General features: G+C 62.8%; 19 protein-coding genes. 4 read left to right on the top strand and 15 right to left on the bottom strand.

From position 1 onward, the window contains the following. Positions 1-26: 26 nt before the first annotated feature. The 13 genes from E1N52_RS08065 to E1N52_RS08005 all read right to left on the bottom strand — a co-directional run bounded on the left by E1N52_RS08065 (position 27) and on the right by E1N52_RS08005 (position 10,925). Complete coding sequence (locus tag E1N52_RS08065; RefSeq protein ID WP_246088993.1) at positions 27-1,109, bottom strand: pilus assembly protein TadG-related protein; 1,083 nt, start codon at positions 1,107-1,109, stop codon at positions 27-29. A 47-nt stretch (positions 1,110-1,156) separates the two neighbouring features. After that, positions 1,157-1,651: a TadE family protein gene (locus E1N52_RS08060; protein ID WP_133181761.1), complete on the bottom strand. Its 495-nt coding sequence runs from the start codon at positions 1,649-1,651 to the stop codon at positions 1,157-1,159. Between the two features lie 65 nt (positions 1,652-1,716). Further along, positions 1,717-2,685 carry a type II secretion system F family protein gene (locus E1N52_RS08055; RefSeq protein ID WP_133181760.1) on the bottom strand — a complete coding sequence of 323 codons (969 nt, stop codon included), beginning with the start codon at positions 2,683-2,685 and terminating at the stop codon, positions 1,717-1,719. Between the two features lie 44 nt (positions 2,686-2,729). Then, positions 2,730-3,707 (bottom strand): type II secretion system F family protein, encoded by a 978-nt coding sequence (locus E1N52_RS08050; protein WP_133181758.1) that lies wholly within the window; start codon positions 3,705-3,707, stop codon positions 2,730-2,732. A gap of 31 nt (positions 3,708-3,738) precedes the next feature. Next, the gene (locus E1N52_RS08045; RefSeq protein WP_133181756.1) at positions 3,739-5,133 is read right to left on the bottom strand and encodes a TadA family conjugal transfer-associated ATPase; all 1,395 of its coding nucleotides are present in this window, start codon (positions 5,131-5,133) and stop codon (positions 3,739-3,741) included. A gap of 12 nt (positions 5,134-5,145) precedes the next feature. Next, the gene (locus E1N52_RS08040; protein ID WP_133181754.1) at positions 5,146-6,354 is read right to left on the bottom strand and encodes a CpaE/TadZ family protein; all 1,209 of its coding nucleotides are present in this window, start codon (positions 6,352-6,354) and stop codon (positions 5,146-5,148) included. Between the two features lie 64 nt (positions 6,355-6,418). Continuing rightward, entirely contained in the window at positions 6,419-6,718 is a 300-nt protein-coding gene (locus E1N52_RS08035) for a hypothetical protein (RefSeq protein ID WP_133181753.1), read from the bottom strand. Between the two features lie 21 nt (positions 6,719-6,739). After that, positions 6,740-8,611, bottom strand: a complete 1,872-nt coding sequence (locus tag E1N52_RS08030; RefSeq protein WP_133181751.1) for a type II and III secretion system protein family protein — start codon at positions 8,609-8,611, stop codon at positions 6,740-6,742. Between the two features lie 105 nt (positions 8,612-8,716). Next, positions 8,717-9,553 carry a Flp pilus assembly protein CpaB gene (gene cpaB / locus E1N52_RS08025; RefSeq protein WP_133181749.1) on the bottom strand — a complete coding sequence of 279 codons (837 nt, stop codon included), beginning with the start codon at positions 9,551-9,553 and terminating at the stop codon, positions 8,717-8,719. Between the two features lie 83 nt (positions 9,554-9,636). Then, a complete protein-coding gene (locus E1N52_RS08020) occupies positions 9,637-10,179 on the bottom strand; it encodes an A24 family peptidase (RefSeq protein WP_133182151.1) in 543 nt (180 codons plus the stop codon). Between the two features lie 60 nt (positions 10,180-10,239). After that, a complete protein-coding gene (locus E1N52_RS08015) occupies positions 10,240-10,410 on the bottom strand; it encodes a Flp family type IVb pilin (protein WP_133181747.1) in 171 nt (56 codons plus the stop codon). Between the two features lie 75 nt (positions 10,411-10,485). Next, positions 10,486-10,656 (bottom strand): Flp family type IVb pilin, encoded by a 171-nt coding sequence (locus E1N52_RS08010; protein ID WP_133181746.1) that lies wholly within the window; start codon positions 10,654-10,656, stop codon positions 10,486-10,488. Positions 10,657-10,754: 98 nt separating this feature from the next. Beyond that, positions 10,755-10,925 (bottom strand): Flp family type IVb pilin, encoded by a 171-nt coding sequence (locus E1N52_RS08005; protein WP_133181744.1) that lies wholly within the window; start codon positions 10,923-10,925, stop codon positions 10,755-10,757. A gap of 763 nt (positions 10,926-11,688) precedes the next feature. On the opposite strand from E1N52_RS08005, the gene E1N52_RS08000 reads away from it, so the two are divergent. Genes E1N52_RS08000 through E1N52_RS07985 form a run of 4 tightly spaced genes read left to right on the top strand, consistent with a single transcriptional unit; the run spans position 11,689 to position 16,608 of the window. Then, the gene (locus E1N52_RS08000) at positions 11,689-12,924 is read left to right on the top strand and encodes a glycosyltransferase family 87 protein (RefSeq protein ID WP_133181742.1); all 1,236 of its coding nucleotides are present in this window, start codon (positions 11,689-11,691) and stop codon (positions 12,922-12,924) included. 16 nt (positions 12,925-12,940) lie between these two features. Continuing rightward, positions 12,941-14,212, top strand: a complete 1,272-nt coding sequence (locus E1N52_RS07995; RefSeq protein ID WP_133181740.1) for a glycosyltransferase family 87 protein — start codon at positions 12,941-12,943, stop codon at positions 14,210-14,212. A 21-nt stretch (positions 14,213-14,233) separates the two neighbouring features. Continuing rightward, positions 14,234-15,319 carry a glycosyltransferase family 2 protein gene (locus E1N52_RS07990; RefSeq protein ID WP_133182149.1) on the top strand — a complete coding sequence of 362 codons (1,086 nt, stop codon included), beginning with the start codon at positions 14,234-14,236 and terminating at the stop codon, positions 15,317-15,319. Between the two features lie 23 nt (positions 15,320-15,342). Further along, on the top strand, positions 15,343-16,608 hold the full coding sequence (locus E1N52_RS07985) for a glycosyltransferase family 87 protein (protein WP_246088992.1): 1,266 nt from the start codon (positions 15,343-15,345) through the stop codon (positions 16,606-16,608). A gap of 88 nt (positions 16,609-16,696) precedes the next feature. Here the strand turns inward: E1N52_RS07985 and E1N52_RS07980 are convergent, their stop codons facing one another. Beyond that, positions 16,697-16,990 carry a superinfection immunity protein gene (locus tag E1N52_RS07980; protein WP_165979350.1) on the bottom strand — a complete coding sequence of 98 codons (294 nt, stop codon included), beginning with the start codon at positions 16,988-16,990 and terminating at the stop codon, positions 16,697-16,699. An 84-nt stretch (positions 16,991-17,074) separates the two neighbouring features. Further along, positions 17,075-18,364, bottom strand: coding sequence for a glycosyltransferase family 87 protein (locus E1N52_RS07975; RefSeq protein ID WP_133181738.1), 1,290 nt, complete (start codon positions 18,362-18,364; stop codon positions 17,075-17,077). Positions 18,365-18,648: the final 284 nt, after the last annotated feature.

Genomic DNA, 18,648 nt, shown 5'->3' with positions numbered 1-18,648 from the left:
GGCGCCGGCGCTGCGGCAATGCTTGCTTACTGGACCAGTCTCGGCGGCGTGTACGCCCCGTAACTCGGCCCAACCCCGCCAGAATTGGCCGTCTCACAGTGGCTCATGTCGTTGGACATCTGGACGAGCACATAGGGTGTCGAGCCGTTGCTGGCATCAAGAATGTGCAGGCAGGCAAATGCCTGGACCGGCTGAAACCCGCTCTGCGACGGATCGTTCACGACCACCACCGTCGCCCATGCGCATTGCCCATTGCCCGCCGCGCTACAGGCGGCCGTGTCCTTGAAGATCGAGTTTTTCTCGCCCGTCTGGATCCACGTCCCCGGCGAAGCCCCGATAGAGAACGTGGTGCTGTTGCCGCTCGTCAGCAGTCCGCTGGCATAGCTGGCACTGTTGCTACTGGAGTCGAACGTCGTCCACTGGCCGGATTGACAGGTGCCATATTGATAGGTCGATCCGATCTGGAAGATGTACGGCTGCCCCGCAACCTGAGGCGTCGAAAAGCCGGACACGGTGCCAGTGGTGGGCGAGAGCTTGGGCGAATTGGTCGACGAATTCCAGTAGTTGTTGTACAGACACTGCGACATCGCCAATGGAAAGAGCCCGCCCGGACCCACATTGCCGGGCGAAGACAGGACGGCCGTCGCCACCGCGCTGGCTTTGAGGATATTGACGCCGAACACGCTGCTGAGAAACCCCGCGACCGATCCGTTCGCGTCTGACCCATCTTTGCGAATGGTCACCTGCACCGCAGCCAGGTCGTTCGCTCCCGGCGTGAACGGCAGCGCCTCGAGCCCGTATGGCGTTCCCGTCGCGTTCCAGTATCCGGTCGATACTGTGCTCGCCTGCACATAGGCGCCCTGGACCCGGTTGGTCGTGCTCGACGTCGAGAATGTCGACGCTGTCGTTGAGGCCGTCGTGAAATCCGGCTGGGTCGCGGTGCTGTTGCTGCACTCGGAGCGCGGCTTCAGACAACCCGCACCCGCCAGTGCCGCCGCATCAGCCGCATTCTGGAGTTCGTTTCGAGCGACCATCAGATTGCCGATGTCGATGGCCAGCGCCGCGGTCCCCAGCAGAAAGATCATGAACACTGCGACCGTGATGGCCACCGCCCCTCTCTGCTTGCGTCTTCTCCCCGTGCGCATGATTGCCCCCTTTATTCGTTGTTCATGACAGTGGTGGCGGACATCGTAATGGCGCCTGTGATGGGCGCCACCATCCGCCCCAAGGCCAAGCCGTTGTACTGATAGGAGACGGTCACCGAAAGCGGTTGGCCGAAATTGCCGCCAGCGCCGGTCGTCGTGACCACCGGCGTATTCTGCGTACCGAAGGTCAGCAGGTAGCTCGACGTGTAGTTCGTCACGACCGTCTGGACGTCGCTTGCGGTGGGCTTCGGACTCTTCAGCACGACACCGGCGCGGGCGCCTTCCCGGGCGGCGTTGGTAATCACGGCCTTGTCGTACAGGAACAAGCCCATTTCGATGATGCCGAACAGCAGGATCAGCAGCACCGGCAGCACGAGTGCAAACTCCACCGCAGCCACGCCGCGTTGCGAGCGCCGCGAGCGCCCACGCCGCAAGCTCGCTGCGCCCCTTCTTCCCCTTCCCGCACGTAACGAAAACGCCCCCGCACCGGTCTTTGCAGTTTCCATGACTTCCCCCGATCGAATCGCCCATAGAGGGCTTGTCTATTCGCGTCGCCCGTTCCAGCCGCCCGCTAGCCGCCGTTCATGGTCGGCAGCATCGTCCGGTAGATATGCAGCATCGCCGGCCCCATCAGCACCACCATCAGCGCCGGAAAGATGCAGAACATCAGCGGAAACAGCAGTTTGAGCGCAATTTTTGCGGCCTTTTCCTCCGCAAGCATGCGTCGGCGCGTACGCAGCGTGTCCGAAAGCACGCGCAGCGAGTCGCCAATGCTGGTGCCGAACCGCTCTGCCTGGATGAGCATCGTGCTGAAGGAGTCGACGTCTTCAACACCCGTACGCATGGCCAGGTTGCGCAATGCCTTTTCCTTCGTGTAACCCGAGCGCATTTCGAGGAGTGTGAGATCCAGTTCGTCGGCGACCACCGCGCTGCGCAACCTGATCTCCTCCGCCACGCGCATCAACGCGGCATCGAGACCGAGGCCCGCCTCGACGCAGACCGTCAGCAGATCGATGGCGTCGGGGAAGTCCTCGAAGATCGCCCGCTTGCGCTGCGCGACGAAGCGCGCGAGCACGAGGCCCGGCAGGTAGTAGCCGAACACCACAAGCGACACGAGAATGACTGCGAAGCGCGTAACCGAGCTCGCCGCCCCGCCGCCGCTAATCATCCACATGGCCGCAAGCGTGGGCAGCAGGAGTGCCAGCACGGTGCGAGTGCCGAAGAAGATCGCGACGGCACCCGGCGAGCGCCAGCCCGCATTCATCAGGCGCACGCGCAGCGCCGAGACCTCCCAGCCTTCCTTCGGCGTCGAAAGCCGGGAAAGCGGTTCGGAAATCTGCACGAGCTTTTCGTACCAGGCCTCGTTGGTCGCATCCGGCTGCACACCCGGAACACCCGTGGTGCGAACGCCACCCACTTGTTCGATACGCCGGCGCATGGCCTTGGGTGCAAGGACATACATGGCGGCCAAAGACAGGCCGAACACGCAGGCAAAGAGACAAACCAGCAACAGCAACCGCGTCGAATCGAGCGCTAACATGGCTCCCCCCTTGAGTTTTGATAGTGGTCCGGGACGTGGCACCGTCATACGCGAATCCGCACGATGCGCCGCCCCCAAACCATGCCGGCCAGCAACAGCAGCGTGCCGGCTTGAAGCATCATCACGCCCGCCGGGTCCTGCCACAGCACTTCGAGAAAGTCGGGATTCACGAAGGAGATGGCCCCGCCCGTGAGCACCGGCAGCAGACCCAGCACCCGCGCCGAGAGAACCCCTTCCGCGGAGAGCACGCGCACCTTGTCGAAGAGTTTGAAGCGCTCGCGCACGAGGCTCGCGATGCCGTCCAGCAACTCGGCCAGGTTGCCGCCAGTCTCGCGCTGGATCAGCACGGCGATCACGAGGTAACGCAGGTCCCCGACCGGCACACGCTGCGCAAGCGCCGTCAGCGCCTCGTTGAGCGATACGCCATAGTTGATCTCGTCGAACGTGGTGCGGAACTCGGCGCCCATCGGGTCGGCGAACTCGGTGCCGACCAGGTCGATCGCGCCCGAGAACGCATGCCCCGAGCGCAGCGCACGCGCCAGCATGTCGCAGGCATCGGGCAACTGCTTCTGAAAGCGCCGCATCCGCTTCGTGCGCCGATAGCGCACGTACATCAATGGCAGCACCGTAGACGTCGCCGCACCAGACGCCAGCATGACGAGCGGCACGCGGACGAACATCCCCGCTGCGATCACGAGAACCGGCATGAGCGCGCACATTGCGATAACGCGTGACGCCGTCCAGCTGATGCCCGACTGCTGCACCCAGGCCTCGAAAGAGCGAATGCCCGGCATGAGCAGCAGCATGCGCTGGCCAAACGTCGACCCATCGAGCTTGCGCGACTTGAGGATGGACATCGCCTCCTTGCGACCCACGCCCCCCGTCGCCACGGCCTCGATGCGCGATTCGAGGCGGCGCGCGACCGCGCCATGCCGGCTGTTCCACCATTCCCACGCGCCCTGGCTGGCAAGCACGACCGCTACGAAGAGCAGCAGGATTGCCAGAATGAAGGTTGTACTCATGACACGCTCCCCCGGATGAACGTCGTGAATATCAGACCGTGTCGTAGCGGCGGCCCGGATCGAAAATCTGCTCGGGCAGGTTCACCCCAAACGCCGCGAAGCGCTCGCAGAATTTCGGCCGCACACCCGTCGCACAAAAGTGGCCACGCACGTTGCCATTCGAATCCATACCGGTGCGCTTGAACGTAAAGATCTCCTGCATGTTGATGATGTCGCCCTCCATGCCGGTGAGTTCCGAAATGCTCACGATCTTGCGGCGACCGTCGGTCAGGCGCGCCGCCTGCACGACCACCGAAATCGCGGACGAGATCTGGTGGCGCATCGTGCGCGGCGGCAACGCGAGGCCGCCCAGGCTGATCATGTTCTCAAGGCGTGTGAGCGCGTCGCGCGGCGTGTTGGCGTGGATCGTTGCGAGCGAGCCTTCGTGGCCGGTATTCATCGCGTTGAGCATGTCGAGCGCTTCCGCGCCACGGACTTCGCCGAGGATGATGCGATCGGGACGCATACGCAGCGCGTTGCGCACGAGCGCGCGCTGGGTAATCTCGCCCTTGCCTTCGATGTTTGGCGGACGCGTTTCGAGCCGCAGCACGTGATCCTGGCGCAGTTGAAGTTCGGCTGCGTCCTCGATCGTCACGATGCGCTCGTCGTTCGGAATGAAGCCCGACAGCACGTTGAGCATGGTTGTCTTGCCGCTGCCGGTGCCGCCCGAAACGAGAATGTTCACCTTCGCGCGCGCGAGGCCCTCGAGCACCTGGGCCATGGGCGGCGTAAGCGTTTGCAGCTCGATCAGATCCGAGACCAGCAGCGGCTTGACCGCAAAACGCCGGATCGACACGAGCGGCCCGTCCACGGCCGAAGGCGGAATGATGGCGTTCACGCGCGAGCCATCGGGCAGGCGCGCGTCCACCATCGGACTCGATTCATCGATGCGCCGCCCCACCCGCGAGACGATCTTCTCGATCACCTTCATGAGATGGGCGTCGTCGTAGAAGTTGACATCGGTGAGTTCGAGCTTGCCGCGGCGCTCCACGTAAGTCTGGCACCACGTGTTCACGAGAATGTCCGAGACGGTGGGGTCGCGCAGCAACGGTTCGAGCGGCCCAAAACCGAACATCTCGTCGTACACATCGATGGCCAGCTGCTTGCGCTCGAGGTCGTTCGCCAGCGCCTTCTGCTCTTCGAGGATGCGGCCCACGAGCGCGTTGATCTCGCTGCGGATCTGCTCGTGGGGCATGCGTGAGAGACGCTCGAGTTCCACCCGTTCGAGCACCGCATGATGCGTGTCGTACTTCAGCTTCTGGTAGGCCTCGGTCTTCACCCGGGATGGCGTCGACGAGGCTGCTACGGCAGCGGCACCGCCCGTATCGGTGCGCTCGACGATCGTCGGCTCGAGGCGCTGCGCAAAGATCTGCTCGCGAAGAGACATGACTTTTCTCCTTTACATCAATCCGAGTTTGGCCGGCGCCTGGCGGCCGAGCATGCGCGCGAACAGGGATTCGCCCTTGCCCCGTGCTGACGCGCCGGTCGCATTCGGGAGCGCGACGCTCGACGCCAGCGTGCGCAAGCTGCGCGTCACCGCGCTGCCGGGCGCGGCCGTGGCAATCGGCACGCCCTGATTGACGGCCTCGGCCACGGCGCGCGCATCGTCGGGAATGACGAGGAACGGCTTCATGCCGAGCACGGTGTCGGCGGCCTCGCGCACGCGCTCGCCGTGACGCGTCTGCCGGTTCAGCAGCAGGCGCATGCGCTCCGGCCCGTAGCCGAGCGATTGCAGGATCTCCTGCAAGCGGCGTCCCGCCTGAAGATGCGGCATGCTCGCCTGCAGGACGATGTGGATCTCGTCACTGCGATCGAGCGCGAGCATGGAAAGCGGATTGATCGTCTGGCCGAGATCGAGGATTACGCAGTCGTAACGGGGCGCGGCAACGCCGAGCACCCATTCGAGCCTGTCCTGACGCATCTCGCCCGCCTTGATCGGGTCGCCCGCGCCCGCGAGGATGTCGAAGTTCCCGGCGGCATGCATCACACTTGCTTCGAAGAGCGCCACGTCCATGCGGTCGACTTCGGCGCACAGTTGCGGAAGCGTCGAGGGCGGCGTTTCCGCCGTCACGAGGAAGGCCGCGTCCGCGTAAAGCTGGTTCAGGTCGATCAGCAGCACCCGACGGTCCTGCGTCTGCGAGACGATATGCGCCACGTTCGCCGCGATGAAGCTCGTCCCGACGCCGCCCTTGCACGACATGAACGAGACGATGCGCGACGTGCGCGTGCTCCCATGCGCACGCTGGCCGATTGCACGCTGCAGCGCTTCACCGATCGTGCGGCCGTCCAGCGCCCCGGTGATCACGTCGCGAAAGCCCGCGCGCATTGCCGCAATGAGTTCGTCAGGCGACGCCTCCGGAATCAGCAGAATGCACGTGAGCCGTTCGCAACGACGGCACAGCTCGCTCACGGAAGGCAGCTGTGCCTCCTGCAACCCTCGCGCGTCGACAATCAGGACATCGAACGCGTCGAGCGTGTCGCCGCGCTCGACGAGATCGAACGGTGTGCCCACGCTACGCGTCGTGCGGTACGGGCCGCATCCCGCGATCGTGCGCATGATCTGCGCAAGCCGCTCTGCGTCCGTCGAGGTAATGAGTATGTCGATCATGATCGTATGTCCCCGCTGTTGTTCCCTTCTCCGGCCAGTTACACGTGTGTGTGCGTAACACCGCTCACTGGCTACCGCCGCCACCGCTTACGCCAATCGTGTACGGGTTCGCGGATGTCACCGGATGCTGGAACGACTTGTCATAGTTATCCATCGCCGATGCCGCTGACTTGCCGTCCACACCCGGCTGCGACGCGTGTTGGCCCGCTTCCGGGTCGATGATTTGCGCCTGCATCGAGTGGCGCACGGCTTCCCCGAAGTGCGCCTCCCAGATCGGCGAGCTGGTCATGCAACCACCGAGCGCGGCTACGAGCGGCGCGATCAGCAGGAACCGGCGAACGAATGCAAAGTTTTCGAGCTTCATTTTGGCCTCCTGATCGCCTGGTCAATGAGCGGTGGTTTCGTTCGACGCGATCCGCGCTGCCTCGCGCTCGATTCGCTGCGCGCGTGCCGCGCTGTCCTCACCCGGTGGAGGCACGAGGGCCTGCGCACTCACCTGTTGTGTCGGTACCGACTGCGCGAGCGCTTCAGCGGGCGCGGGCACGGTCGGCACAGGCGACTCTTCGCGTCTGGAAGAGACCTGCGGTGCGGGCAGCGCAGCCGGCGTCTGTGGTGCGGCGGGCACGGCCGGCGCGGCCGGCGTAGCGCCAGGTGCGGGTTCAGCCGGTACGGCCTGCGTGCCAGCGGGCGCGGGCGGCGCAAAACGTCCCTGGTTGCGATTGGCGCGGCCTTCCATGTTGCCCGTTGCGTACACGTCGGCTTCGTGGACCTGCGAGAAGCTGTCCGTAGGCATCTGGAGTTGCGCGACGTCTGCCACCGGCTTCACGAGATGCGGCGTGACGATGAAGATCAGCTCCGAGCGATCCTGCTGGAACGAGGTGCTCCTGAGCAGCGCGCCCAGCACCGGAATCTCACCGAGGCCTGGCACTGCCTTGAGCGAGCCGGTAATGTTGTTGCTGATGAGCCCGCCGATTGCGAACGACTCGCCATCGTGCATCTGCACCGTGGTGGAAGCGCGCCGCGTCGTGATGAGCGGCAGGATGGTGACGCCGCTGACGTTCGCAGCGCTCAACGTGACGCCCGTGGGCGACAGCTCCGAGACTTCCGGCGCCACCTTCAGGTTGATGCGCCCGCCGTTGAGCACCGTCGGCGTGAACTTGAGCCCCACACCGAACTCCTCCTCCTGCAGCGTGATCGCCGTGGCGGACGTGCCGCCGCCGCTTTGCGGTACAGGGATGAAGATCTTGCCGCCGGCGAGGAAGGTCGCTTCCTGACCGCTGATGGTGACGAGATTAGGCTCGGCCAGGATCTTCACGAGGTTGTCGGTCTTCTGCGCGTCGATGGCAAACTTGAGCGGATTGTTGTTCGCCTTCGAGAAACCGAACGCGCTCGAAACGCCCGCAAGGAGGTTGCTCACCAGGGCCCCCGTCCAGGACCCGAAACCGCCCTGAATATTGACCGCCGAGCCGAGCTGATCGATCAGGGTCTTGTCGACTTCAGCGACCTTCACTTCGAGCATGACCTGCTGCGGCGAATCCACGCTCAGCATATTGATCACGCCGCCGGTATGTGCGCCGTTGTTGCTCTGACCGCTCACGCCGAACACTTGCGCAATTTCCACGGCCTGCTGGGCCGCCTGCGCACTCGACACGTGACCTGCAAGCACGATGTTGTCGGCCGCCGTCGAGACGCGGATGTCACGCTCTTGCGGCATGAGTTGCGCAAGCGCCGCCTGAAGGCCGCCGGCGTCGGCGCTGACGATCACATCGATCACCTGGCATGCGCCGCTCCTGCCCTGGACGATCATGTTGGTGGTCCCGACCGCCTGGCCGACGATGTAGAGGGTTTGCGGCGAAACCATGGTCGCCTGGGCGACCTCCGGATTGCCGAGCGTCCGGTTGCGCACCGGTTCGTCGATCGGCACGAGCGTCGACTTGCCAAGCGGCACGACCACGTTGCTCTCGTTGCGAATGGCGCCCACGCAGTTCGGTCCGCGCAGTGGTCCCGCCACGGCTTTGGGCGGCGCGCTGCTGCCTTGCGCCGGCCCCATGCTGATGGTCATCTGCATGGGACCTTTGCCCATCGGAACCGCGGCGCTTGCAGCGGTTTTATCCTGCCCTGCGTTCCCGTTCGCCTGTTGTGCCCAGCCCGGTGTCGAAGTCATCAGCCCGGCACATACCCAGGCAAGTGTTGCGACACGCCACGGACGAACGCCGTTGCGGGCCCCCGTGGACCCCACGTTTACTTTGGTATCCATATCGTTATACCCCGTACTTACCTGCGTTTTAATGGCGGCGTTACCGCTCACTCGCCCTCTGCCCGGATGGTCATCGCCGGGTTCAGGCTGCCGTTCTACCTGCTTTTAGAAACACTCCTGACTGCCGGTCACGCCCGAGAGCACGCCGATGCAGTTGCGCTTCACCGGCGCACGCTCTGCGTACTTCACACGCACCGGGTGTGCCGGTTCCGGCAGCGGCACGGGTGGCGGAAGCGGACCACCGAGCAAGGTTTGCTTGGTCGCGCCGTCGGTCGCGAGCTTGTTGTCGTCCACCTGGTTGCGCAGCACGAGTGAGAGCGTGCCCACGCTGCGCGCCAGATCGAGCTTCTCCGCCTGCTCGGGCGTCACCTCCAGGGTCACCGCGTTCACGACTTTGGGCGCTGTGTCGTCGCGATTGACTTGCTGCGCGACGGCCAGCACCAGAATTTTTTCGAGCACGATCTTCGAGATGCTCTGCTGCTGGGTATCGGCTTTCTTCTCAGGCTCCTGCGTGTTGACGATCACGTCGACGTAGTTGCCCGGCAACGCGAAGCCCGCGACGCCCACGACGTCATTCACGCGGACCGTAATCGCGCGATGTCCGTCGCCGATCACAGCCGATAGCCCGCCTTTGGTGCCCACAGGCGCCAGCTTCGACTCGAGCACCGGCTCGCCACGCGTGAGGCTTGCGCGGACCACTCGCCCGTCCAGATCCTTTGGCACTGCAAACGTTCCTGGCGGCAGGCTGTCCTTTGGCCAGCTGACCGTTCTGATCATCGTTTCATTGATCGGCTGACCGAGATTGATGTCGTCGGAGGCGACGGCAACAGGTACCGTGGCCCCCGACGACGTTTGAAGCAACCATTTGGAAGCGAACACCACTGCGGCCAGACCGGCCAGCAGAGCGATCGCGAGCATGACAAACGCGCGGCTGTTTTTCATGACATCCCCCGTAAGCATTCCATAACATTAATAATCGGCGAACCGAAAATCCGGTCCTTGTCCCGCGGGCACCGGCCCGTGCTTTAGCTCACCATCGTGAACAGCACGGCAACCGCCCCCCCGGCGATCGCGACACCATACGGAATCGATCCAACCGATTCCCGTACCGTACCTGGCGATACCCCTGCCATGCGCGCGACGCGGCTCGCTCCCGCAAGCAACGCTGCGACGTTTCCCATCAGACGGACGAGTTGTCCCCGCACCAGGGCAACCCCTAACGACCACACCCCGCCGATGATGAAAGTGTTGACTGCGATATCGACGGTCGCCGACGCTCCGAGCCACGCACCCAGCATCATCAGCAACTTGACGTCGCCGGCCGCCATGCCGCGTAGCAAATAGAACGGCAGCAGAAGCGCGAACCCGGTCGCCGCGCCACCCAGCCAGACCACGCAGCCTGGAAGGGCTCCCCGCAGCGCGATCTGCACCGCGAGTGCCGAGACAAGCCCAACCACGATCAGCAGATTCGGAATCCGGCGGCTGACGATGTCCGTGCTCGCCGCGAGAATTGCCAACGCGATCACGCACAGTGGAACAGGCTGCGGCGGCAAGGAAACAGAAAGCATCGAGAATTCCATTTGTGCGCTCCCTGGCTATATCTGCTGTGCCGTGATCACTCGCGTGGGTCAGAGCGTATTGACAATGTCGGAGAAGACGTTTTGAAGCGTCGTGCCGATCGACGCGATGCTGGCCATGATCAGCACCGTGATCAGGGCCGCGAGCATCCCGTACTCGAGAGCCGTGATGCCGTTTTCGTCACGAGCGAAGGTCTTTACCTGAGCGATGATCTTTTGCATTTTTGATCTCCAGTTAGGTATGAGATGCGGGGCGAGTGCAGCATGCGTTGTGCACCCACTCGCCCCGCGCATCGATCAGATCGTGGCGGCGACGTCGGAGAACACGTTCTTCAGCGTCGTGCCGATCGTTGCGACACTGGCGATGATCAGCACCGTGATCAGACCCGCGAGCATCCCGTATTCGAGTGCCGTGATGCCGTTTTCGTCACGAGCGAACTGCTTTACTTGAGCGATGAGCTTTTGCATTTTGGATCTCCACCGAGTTATGAAACTGTTTACTCCGGTCCTTCCGGCGGTATGAGGCGAGTCGGTCTGCGTTGCCTACCCGCTCGCCTACGCAGCGGTCAGATCGTGGCAGCAACGTCCGAGAACACGTTCTTCAGCGTCGAACCGATCGACGCGACGCTAGCGATGATCAGCACCGTGATCAGACCCGCGAGCATCCCGTATTCGAGTGCCGTGATGCCGTTTTCGTCACGAGCGAAGGTCTTTGCCTGAGCGATGAGCTTTTGCATTTTTTGATCTCCAATGGATCTGTACATGGTTAACCCCCGATTCCGTTTCCATGTGGTTTTGAGGGTGGATCGGGCTGCGTTACCGGCTTCGGCGCTGCAGCCACAGGCGCAGTTCTACGCGTGTCAAACCGATGACTTTGTGCGCTTCGCCACACGAGCAACAATTTCCTGTTCCCCAACACACCAAATCGGAAAAATTGACACGCTACATGTGGCCCACCCCGCTTAATTCGACGACACGTCGCCAGCCATAAGCATGCTTTATCCACCACTTACGGATTACTGAAACTCTGGCACTCACATTCGAGTTAGCCTCGAATCTCGTGTTTACCCCTGCATTTACGGAACAATTCTCTTTTAGCTTCAATACGATCGTTCGTCTACAAGTTATCTAGATATGACATTACGTTGATAAGTCCACTAATTTTTAGTTAGGAACACGAGCATTAAGCACGCGCTTATACAAAACTCCTGTGGCACCTCTCACCCCAGAATCAGTAGTTACCCGGCAACATCCGCCCGGTCGACGCACTACGCAACGCACCTTTTTCTTCAGCGCTTTATTCATTCAAGGCGACCTTGCGTGCAAGTGTTCGCCCGCGAACATTGACAATGCAGTCTGCATTGCTCCCGTTGCACTCGTCTTCCAATAATCCAGGCAACACGCAGGTATTGCCTGCCATGCAGCGCACTGCTTGCGTGTTCGGGGAAAAACGAGGCGGCTGGACCGCCCACTGAAAATAGTCAACGGGGACTACAAAAAATGCGACCACTTGAGCGGGATGGCTCACGCTTGCAGTTCGCGGCGTGCTCCTGGCTTTCGCGCGAGAGACTCATTGCCTACAGCACCGTCATGCTCGTCATCGGTGTCGGCTTCGTGGCACTCTGGGCTTGGGTGACTCATGGCTTCGCCGCTTCAGGCGGCTGGCGTCCGGGCTCCGACCTGCTCGTGTTCTGGTCGGCCAGCCACGCAGTCCTGCACGGCCAGGCCTCCACAGTCTTCGACTACTCAGCGTTTTCACGTATCGTGGCCGCGGTGACGGGTGGCTTGCCCAAGAGCGCATTTATCCCCTGGCTGTATCCGCCCACGTTCCTCCTGTTCGTCACGCCTCTCGCGCTGTTGCCACTTCCCCTTGCTTACGTCGCTTTCCTGGGCATGAGCGCCTTCGCGTTCGTGTGTGCAACCGTGCGCGTTTCCGGACTCGCACAAGGCCCGCTTGGCATCGCAGCCGCTCGCTACGTCGTGCTTGCCATGCCATGTGTGATGGTGTGCGCCATCTTCGGGCAGAACGCGCTGATTACCGCGGCACTCGCCGCGTTTGCGATCGCGTCGATCGACCGGCGCCCCGCGATCGCCGGGATTTGCATCGGACTGCTGGTGATCAAGCCGCAACTCGGCATCCTGTTCCCACTCGTTCTTATCGCGGCACGGGCATGGAGAGTGTTCGGATGGGCCGCTGTGACGGCCGTGCTTTTTTTCATCGCGAGCGTGGCGCTCTGCGGATCCCCATCGCTTCGGTTGTTCGCGGGGAATGTCGCAATGGCGCGCGAACTCATCCTCGAGCACGACGTCCGCTTCTGGCTCGCCTCGCCGTCCGTGTTTGCTTCGCTGCGACTCATTGGCACATCGCTCGTCGCAGCGGGATTGATGCACGCAGCGATTGCCGTCATTGCCGCCTGCGGCGCATGGAAGATCTGGCGCACGACGCGTGATACCGCCCTGCGTGCAGCCGCGCTCGGGACGGCCACGCTCATCGTTACGCCCTATGTCTGGCACTACGAACTAACGTGGGTCGGCTTGTCATGCGCTGGCCTTCTCGCGACTGGACTGCGTCGCGGGTGGCTGCCCGGCGAGCAGCCCGTGCTGCTCCTCGTCTGGCTCCTGCCAGTGTTCGAGTTCGTCAACCAGATTCTCAGGCTGCCGCAAACCGGACCCGTGATCCTGTTGCTCATGCTGCTCGCCGTGCTCCGTCGCGCACGCATCGATTCCACCCTATAGGCGAAGAGACCACGCCATGAACCAGACGACCTTCCGCGATTCCATGAGCACTTCCAGAGCCGCGCCCGCTCTGCCCGTCGGAGCCAATCAGCGCAGCTCGCACTGGTTGAGCGGCTCACGCCTGTGGATCTACCCGCTCGCCGCACTTGTCTACTATCTTGGCGTGGCGGCGGCTTACGTGTATCACCTGGTGTGGCTCAAGGATCCGCAACTGAGCGTGCTGGCCGTGGACTGCTTGCCGTTCTGGAGTGCCTCGCATCTCGCCCTGCAAGGACACGCGGTGGATGCGTATAGCTTCAGTATCCTGAAGCCCGTCGAGGAATACGCCGCTGGGCGGCCCGTCGGCGTCCTTCCGTGGCTCTACCCGCCAACGTTCCTGCTCTTCGTCTATCCGCTGGCATTGCTGCCGTTCACGCTCTCTGCCCCCCTCTTCCTGTTCGGCACGCTCGCGCTGTTCGTGAAAGTGGTCAGGACGATCGCGCCTCACCCACGCACTGCACTCATTGCAATCGCCTTCCCAGGATCCGCGCTCGTGTTGACGTCGGGCCAGAATGGGCTGCTCACGGCATCGCTGGTTGGACTCGGACTGATCTTGTTGCGCCGCCGCCCGATTCTTGCCGGGCTCTGCTTTGCACTCGTCGCTATGAAGCCGCAGCTCTGCGTGCTCATTCCACTTGCGCTGCTGGCTTCGCGCTCGTGGCGCGCACTGGGCGCAATGAGCGTGGGCGTGGCGCTTTCACTGGGGCTCTCGGTACTGGCTTTCGGTAGCGAGACGCTTGTTGCGTTCGTTCATAACATGGGGCTCGCCAACAGTTTCGTCGAAACAGGAGGGGCCCACCTGTTTCGCGTACCTACGGTGTTCGGGGCGCTCAAGCTGCTCCATGCTCCAACCGCTCTCGCCAGTGGCGCACAGGCCGTATCCGCCCTTTGTGCCGCTGCGGCCGTCTGCTACGCGTGGGGCCGGCCCAGCGCTTTCGGCCTGCGCGCCGCCGTGCTCGTGTGCGCCAGCATGCTCGTGAGCCCATACCTCTATGACTACGACCTGACCTGGTATGGAATCCTGATCGCATGGGTGGTCTATCACGCGAAAGAGCACGGCTTTCAGCGCGGACAGCGCGAATGGCTGGCCGTACTCTGGCTCGCCCCCATTGCCGGTCTCACGCTCGTTTCTCATCTGCACGTCCCGTTCACTCCGCTCATCTCGATTGCCACGCTCTGGATGCTGATCGCGCAGATCGCGCGCGAGCGAAACGCGCAGGCAATGTCCAACACCGCGGTCTCGTCGTAGGAGGGAGAAAACATCATGAACATGCTTATCGACGAGCAAGTACGCCGCACCGGACTCGCGCTCGAGACCCCGCTGATCTCTATCGTCGCTCCGTTCTACAACGAGCAAGATGGCGTCGCAGCGTTCTTCGAACAGATCATCGCGACGATGGAGTCCATCGCGACCGTGCGCTTCGAGATCGTCTGCATCAACGACGGCAGCCGCGATGCCACGCTTGAAAAGCTGGTCCTCGTGAGCCAGCGCGACCGGCGCGTCAAGGTCATCGATCTCACGCGCAACTTCGGCAAGGAGGCCGCGCTCACGGCGGGTCTCCACGAAGCATCCGGCGACGCTGTCGTCGTCATCGACGCAGACCTCCAGGATCCGCCCTCGTTGATCCCGGAGATGATCCAGCGTTGGCGCCAGGGTGCAGAAGTCGTCCTCGCCCGGCGTGCGAGCCGCGCCTGCGATTCCTTTCTCAAGCGCACAAGCGCGGCGTTGTTCTATCGCATACACAACGCCCTATCGGAATTGAAGATCCCCGAGAACGTGGGCGACTTCAGACTCATGGATCGTCAGGTGGTCAACGCGCTGCGCACTCTTCCGGAGCGGCATCGGTTCATGAAGGGGTTGTTCGCGTGGGTCGGGTTCAACACGGTCACGATCGACTATGAACGCACACCGCGCTGCGCAGGCAAGACCAAGTTCTCCGGCTGGCGCCTGTGGAATTTTGCTCTGGAAGGCATTACGAGTTTCAGCACCGTGCCGTTGCGCGGCTGGACGTATATCGGCGGGGCGCTGGCCGCACTCGCGCTTTGCTACGGCACGTTTATGGTTGGCCGCACGTTGCTGTTCGGCAATCCCGTTCCGGGCTACGCTTCCCTGTTTTCCGTGGTGTTGTTCTTGAGCGGCATCCAGCTGGTTGGCATCGGCGTCATTGGCGAATACGTCGGGCGGATTTACGACGAGTCAAAAGAGCGGCCTGTCTACCTCGTGCGCCGGCGCTACGAGGCGCGTGCCAGCATCAGCGTCCTGCCGGTCGAACGCGCAGAGGCACGTAGCAGCAGCGCACCGCTGGAGCTGGTTCGCTGGCGTGACGCGTCGCAGGTGCGAGCAGCCGGCCGATAAGCGTGCGTCGATCAAAGGTCGCCGTGGATGCGCAGGGCCTCGCGATGCGCGTCGCGGCCCAGACCAGCCATGAGGCATCGATGGTGGAACGACGGCCGTGGCTGTGCCGTGAACGAATCAGGTTGTACAGCGCGGCATTGTTCATCCTGCAGGCTGCGCTAATCGGAATCTGGGCGGTGTCCTATTGGGGACTCCACAAAGTGGGGGTCCCGCTCCCCGGTTCGGATTTTCGGGTCTTCTGGTGCGCCTCTGAGGTTTCACTGCGCCACGGCGCCGCGGCGGCCTTCGACAACCAACGGCTACTGGCCTGCGAGGCGTCGCTGCAGGCGGGCACGCCTTTGGCAAATATGTTCGGACCGTGGATCTACCCGCCGACGTTTCAGTTGCTCGTGTACCCGCTGGCATCGCTGCCCTACGCGGCTTCGTACGCACTCTTTTTGGGTATCGGCGTTGCGGGGTGCCTGCTTGCCTGCATGCCCGTAATGAGGAGGAGTACGTTGCCCTGGGCGACAGTCGTCGCGTTTCCGGGCATTTGGGTAACGATGGTCTATGGGCAGAACTCGCTGCTAACGCTTGCATTGGTGGCCGGTGCGCTTGGCGTCCTTGAGACTGCGCCGATCCTGGCCGGTATCTGTGCGGGCATGCTCGTGATCAAGCCTCAATTGGGCATCCTGTTTCCGCTGTTCTTTCTGTGCGGCCGCCATTTTCGAGCCTGCGCCGCAGCGATCTTGACGGCGGCCGTCCTGTGCACCGCAAGCGCCGCCCTGTTTGGCTGGTCGCTATGGATGAAGTTCTTTCAAGCCGCAGCGTGGTTTCAGGATGTCGCGCTAGTACAGGGCGAAGGTCATCTCTGGCGTGCCATGCCCACTGTCTTCGCGTTCATGCGCTCAGCCGGTATAGGCGCGGGCGTGGCGTACGCGGTACACGTTGCAATCGCCCTTGGGGCGGTGCTAGCCACTTCGATAGCATGGGCGCGCGGGATAAACCGGGAACTGCTCGCGGCAGCCGCCATCGTCACCACGCTCATGATTCAGCCCTATCTCGTGTACTACGACCTCGCCTGGCTGCTTCTACCTATCGTGTGTATTTGCGCGCATGCCAACTCACGCCACCCATCGACGTCTCTTACTGCTACGGACTATGTTTTCGTGACGTTGGCATGGTTCACGCCCCTGCTGTCGTTTCTCTTGATCTGCAATACGGCAACCACGCACTCATGGGCTGCATTTCTCCTTCCCGTGTGGCTCATTCTGATACTCGTACGCGCCTCACGCGACCACGCGAAATAGACGCGCTGGGCCGCGGAGGTCGCCGGCCGGATGCTGCGGCGTGCGACCTCCGATGTGTGGATGCGGGACGAGCGTGCGAGAGATTGACTCAGCGAAAAACCGTTCGCGCTTCCTTGCCGATTCTCACGTTGGCACGTGCGCGATTGCCTGTGGCGAAGCCGCCCTTCTGAACCGCAGTCAGTGCCCAGAGGAAAGCGACAAACCAGCCAAGCACGGTCCATCCGAGCAGCATGTTAAGCCGCGTGATAGCGCGTCGCTTACGGTGCATACCATGGAAGGCGATGATCGAAGGAAGGAAATACAGCAACACCAACATGGCGAGAAGTCCGCCCGAATCACTGGGCGTGTCCGCGGCACCCGTGCTCGATTGATCGTTACTCATGTTGTCCCCCGTAAGTCAGCGCAAGCGTGAAATCACGCGTTACGCCTCTGACGCCACCTGGCTGTGTACCAGCTCTGAACGGCCTTATTTTGCAGCTAACCCGGTCCCTGCATTGATATCTGCCAACTGCCGCTTGCCAGCGTGCGCAGCCTGTTGCGCGAGGTAGCGCCGCACGACGACCATCAACAACGCAAATACGATGACTGGTACATAAACGCCGGCCGCCCAATCGCCAGGCGTATAGAAGACGAGCGGCGAGAGCCATGCGCCCACTACCGCGACCCCATCGCCGCGAAGCCAGCCATTGCGGGCACCATCGCGCACGAGCCATAGAATCGGCAAGGCGAGGAGAAGCAAGTCGTAGGGCATCACATAGGTCGGCACCAGCAGCGTGGCGAGCACGAGCATCGACGCCCGCAACTCGAACCGCGCGCGCACGGCCCAAAGCCAGGCGACGGCGCTCGCGGCCAGCGCCGCCACGACCGCGTGGAAGGCATATGCGGTCGGCACGGCCACGCCGAAATGGCGCGCGGCGCCGAACGCCGTCAAGATGCCGCGCGGCCAGCGGTCTGAATACTCGACGACGAACTGGCTAAATGCGGGCAACGCCTGCGCAAAGCGGGAGAACGTCTCGAATCCGAGCACCAGCCCAGCGAGCGCAGAAAACGCGCCGACAGTCAGCGCCGCCGACACGAAGGCGCGCCAATGCCTGCCAAACAGCAACGCAATGGGAATCACGAGACCCAGTTGCGGTTTAATGGCCAGCAATCCAAAGAAAATGCCTGCGAGCCATGGTCGCCTGCCAAGCGACATGAGTCCGAGCCCCAAGAGCCCAAAAGTCAAAAATGAGTTTTGCCCGGCGCCCGCCGCGACCCAGACTGCAGGGAAAGCGACAACCGGCAGCCACCATGACGGGTTCCGCACGGCCGGCAGGATCCGCGCGCACGCGTGGTACGCGAAGGCCATCCCCGCCGATACGTACAGGAGACAAGAGACCGGGAAAGGCAACAACGCAGCCGGGAGCATGACCAGCAAAAACGTCGGCGGATAGGTCCACGGCGTGACGAATGGCGTCGGCAGAATATTCTGCAGCGGTAATGCAATCCGCTCGATGAGGGCAGTGTCGAACACGCTGGCTGCCGGCCCGTGCAGCGCGAGCCAGGAGGCGCTCCAGAATACGGCGAAATCCCAACCTGGCGGGCTGACGTTGGGTATCCGGTCGATGCATCCAAACCAGATCCGTAGCGAAAAGTAGCCAATATTCACCAGCAGCACGAAGGCCGCGTAAATACGGATACGGTGCCCGTCGAGCCAGCCTGGCGCCGCGTGCACTGGGTAGGAACTGCGATGGATGCAATCGTCGCGCACGATCATGCCGCCTGATGGGTCCAGTTGGCAGGCAAGCCGCAAGCGACTCCGAACCTGACGACACGCAACATCCCCCGGCCCTCCTTGACATGCGCGACGCTTGGGCCGGAAGACCGCGACGCCCCGCCCTTTAAGTCTGGCGGCGCATCTCGCTCCGGTCGTGCCTCGCGACAGCTTGTATCCCGAAGTATGGGCGAACAGCTTGCCGCGCGACAGTCACAATGAGTCGGTAAACGTTCGCGAGCCCGCATACGCCCTTCAGATCGGTCGTATGCGGGCTCGCTGTCTAC

The sequence above is a fragment of the Paraburkholderia guartelaensis genome (assembly GCF_004353905.1).
In the GTDB taxonomy this organism is placed as follows: domain Bacteria; phylum Pseudomonadota; class Gammaproteobacteria; order Burkholderiales; family Burkholderiaceae; genus Paraburkholderia; species Paraburkholderia guartelaensis.
The sequence above is the reverse complement of the archived record's forward strand: the minus strand, read 5'-3'. Positions and strand labels throughout refer to the sequence as shown.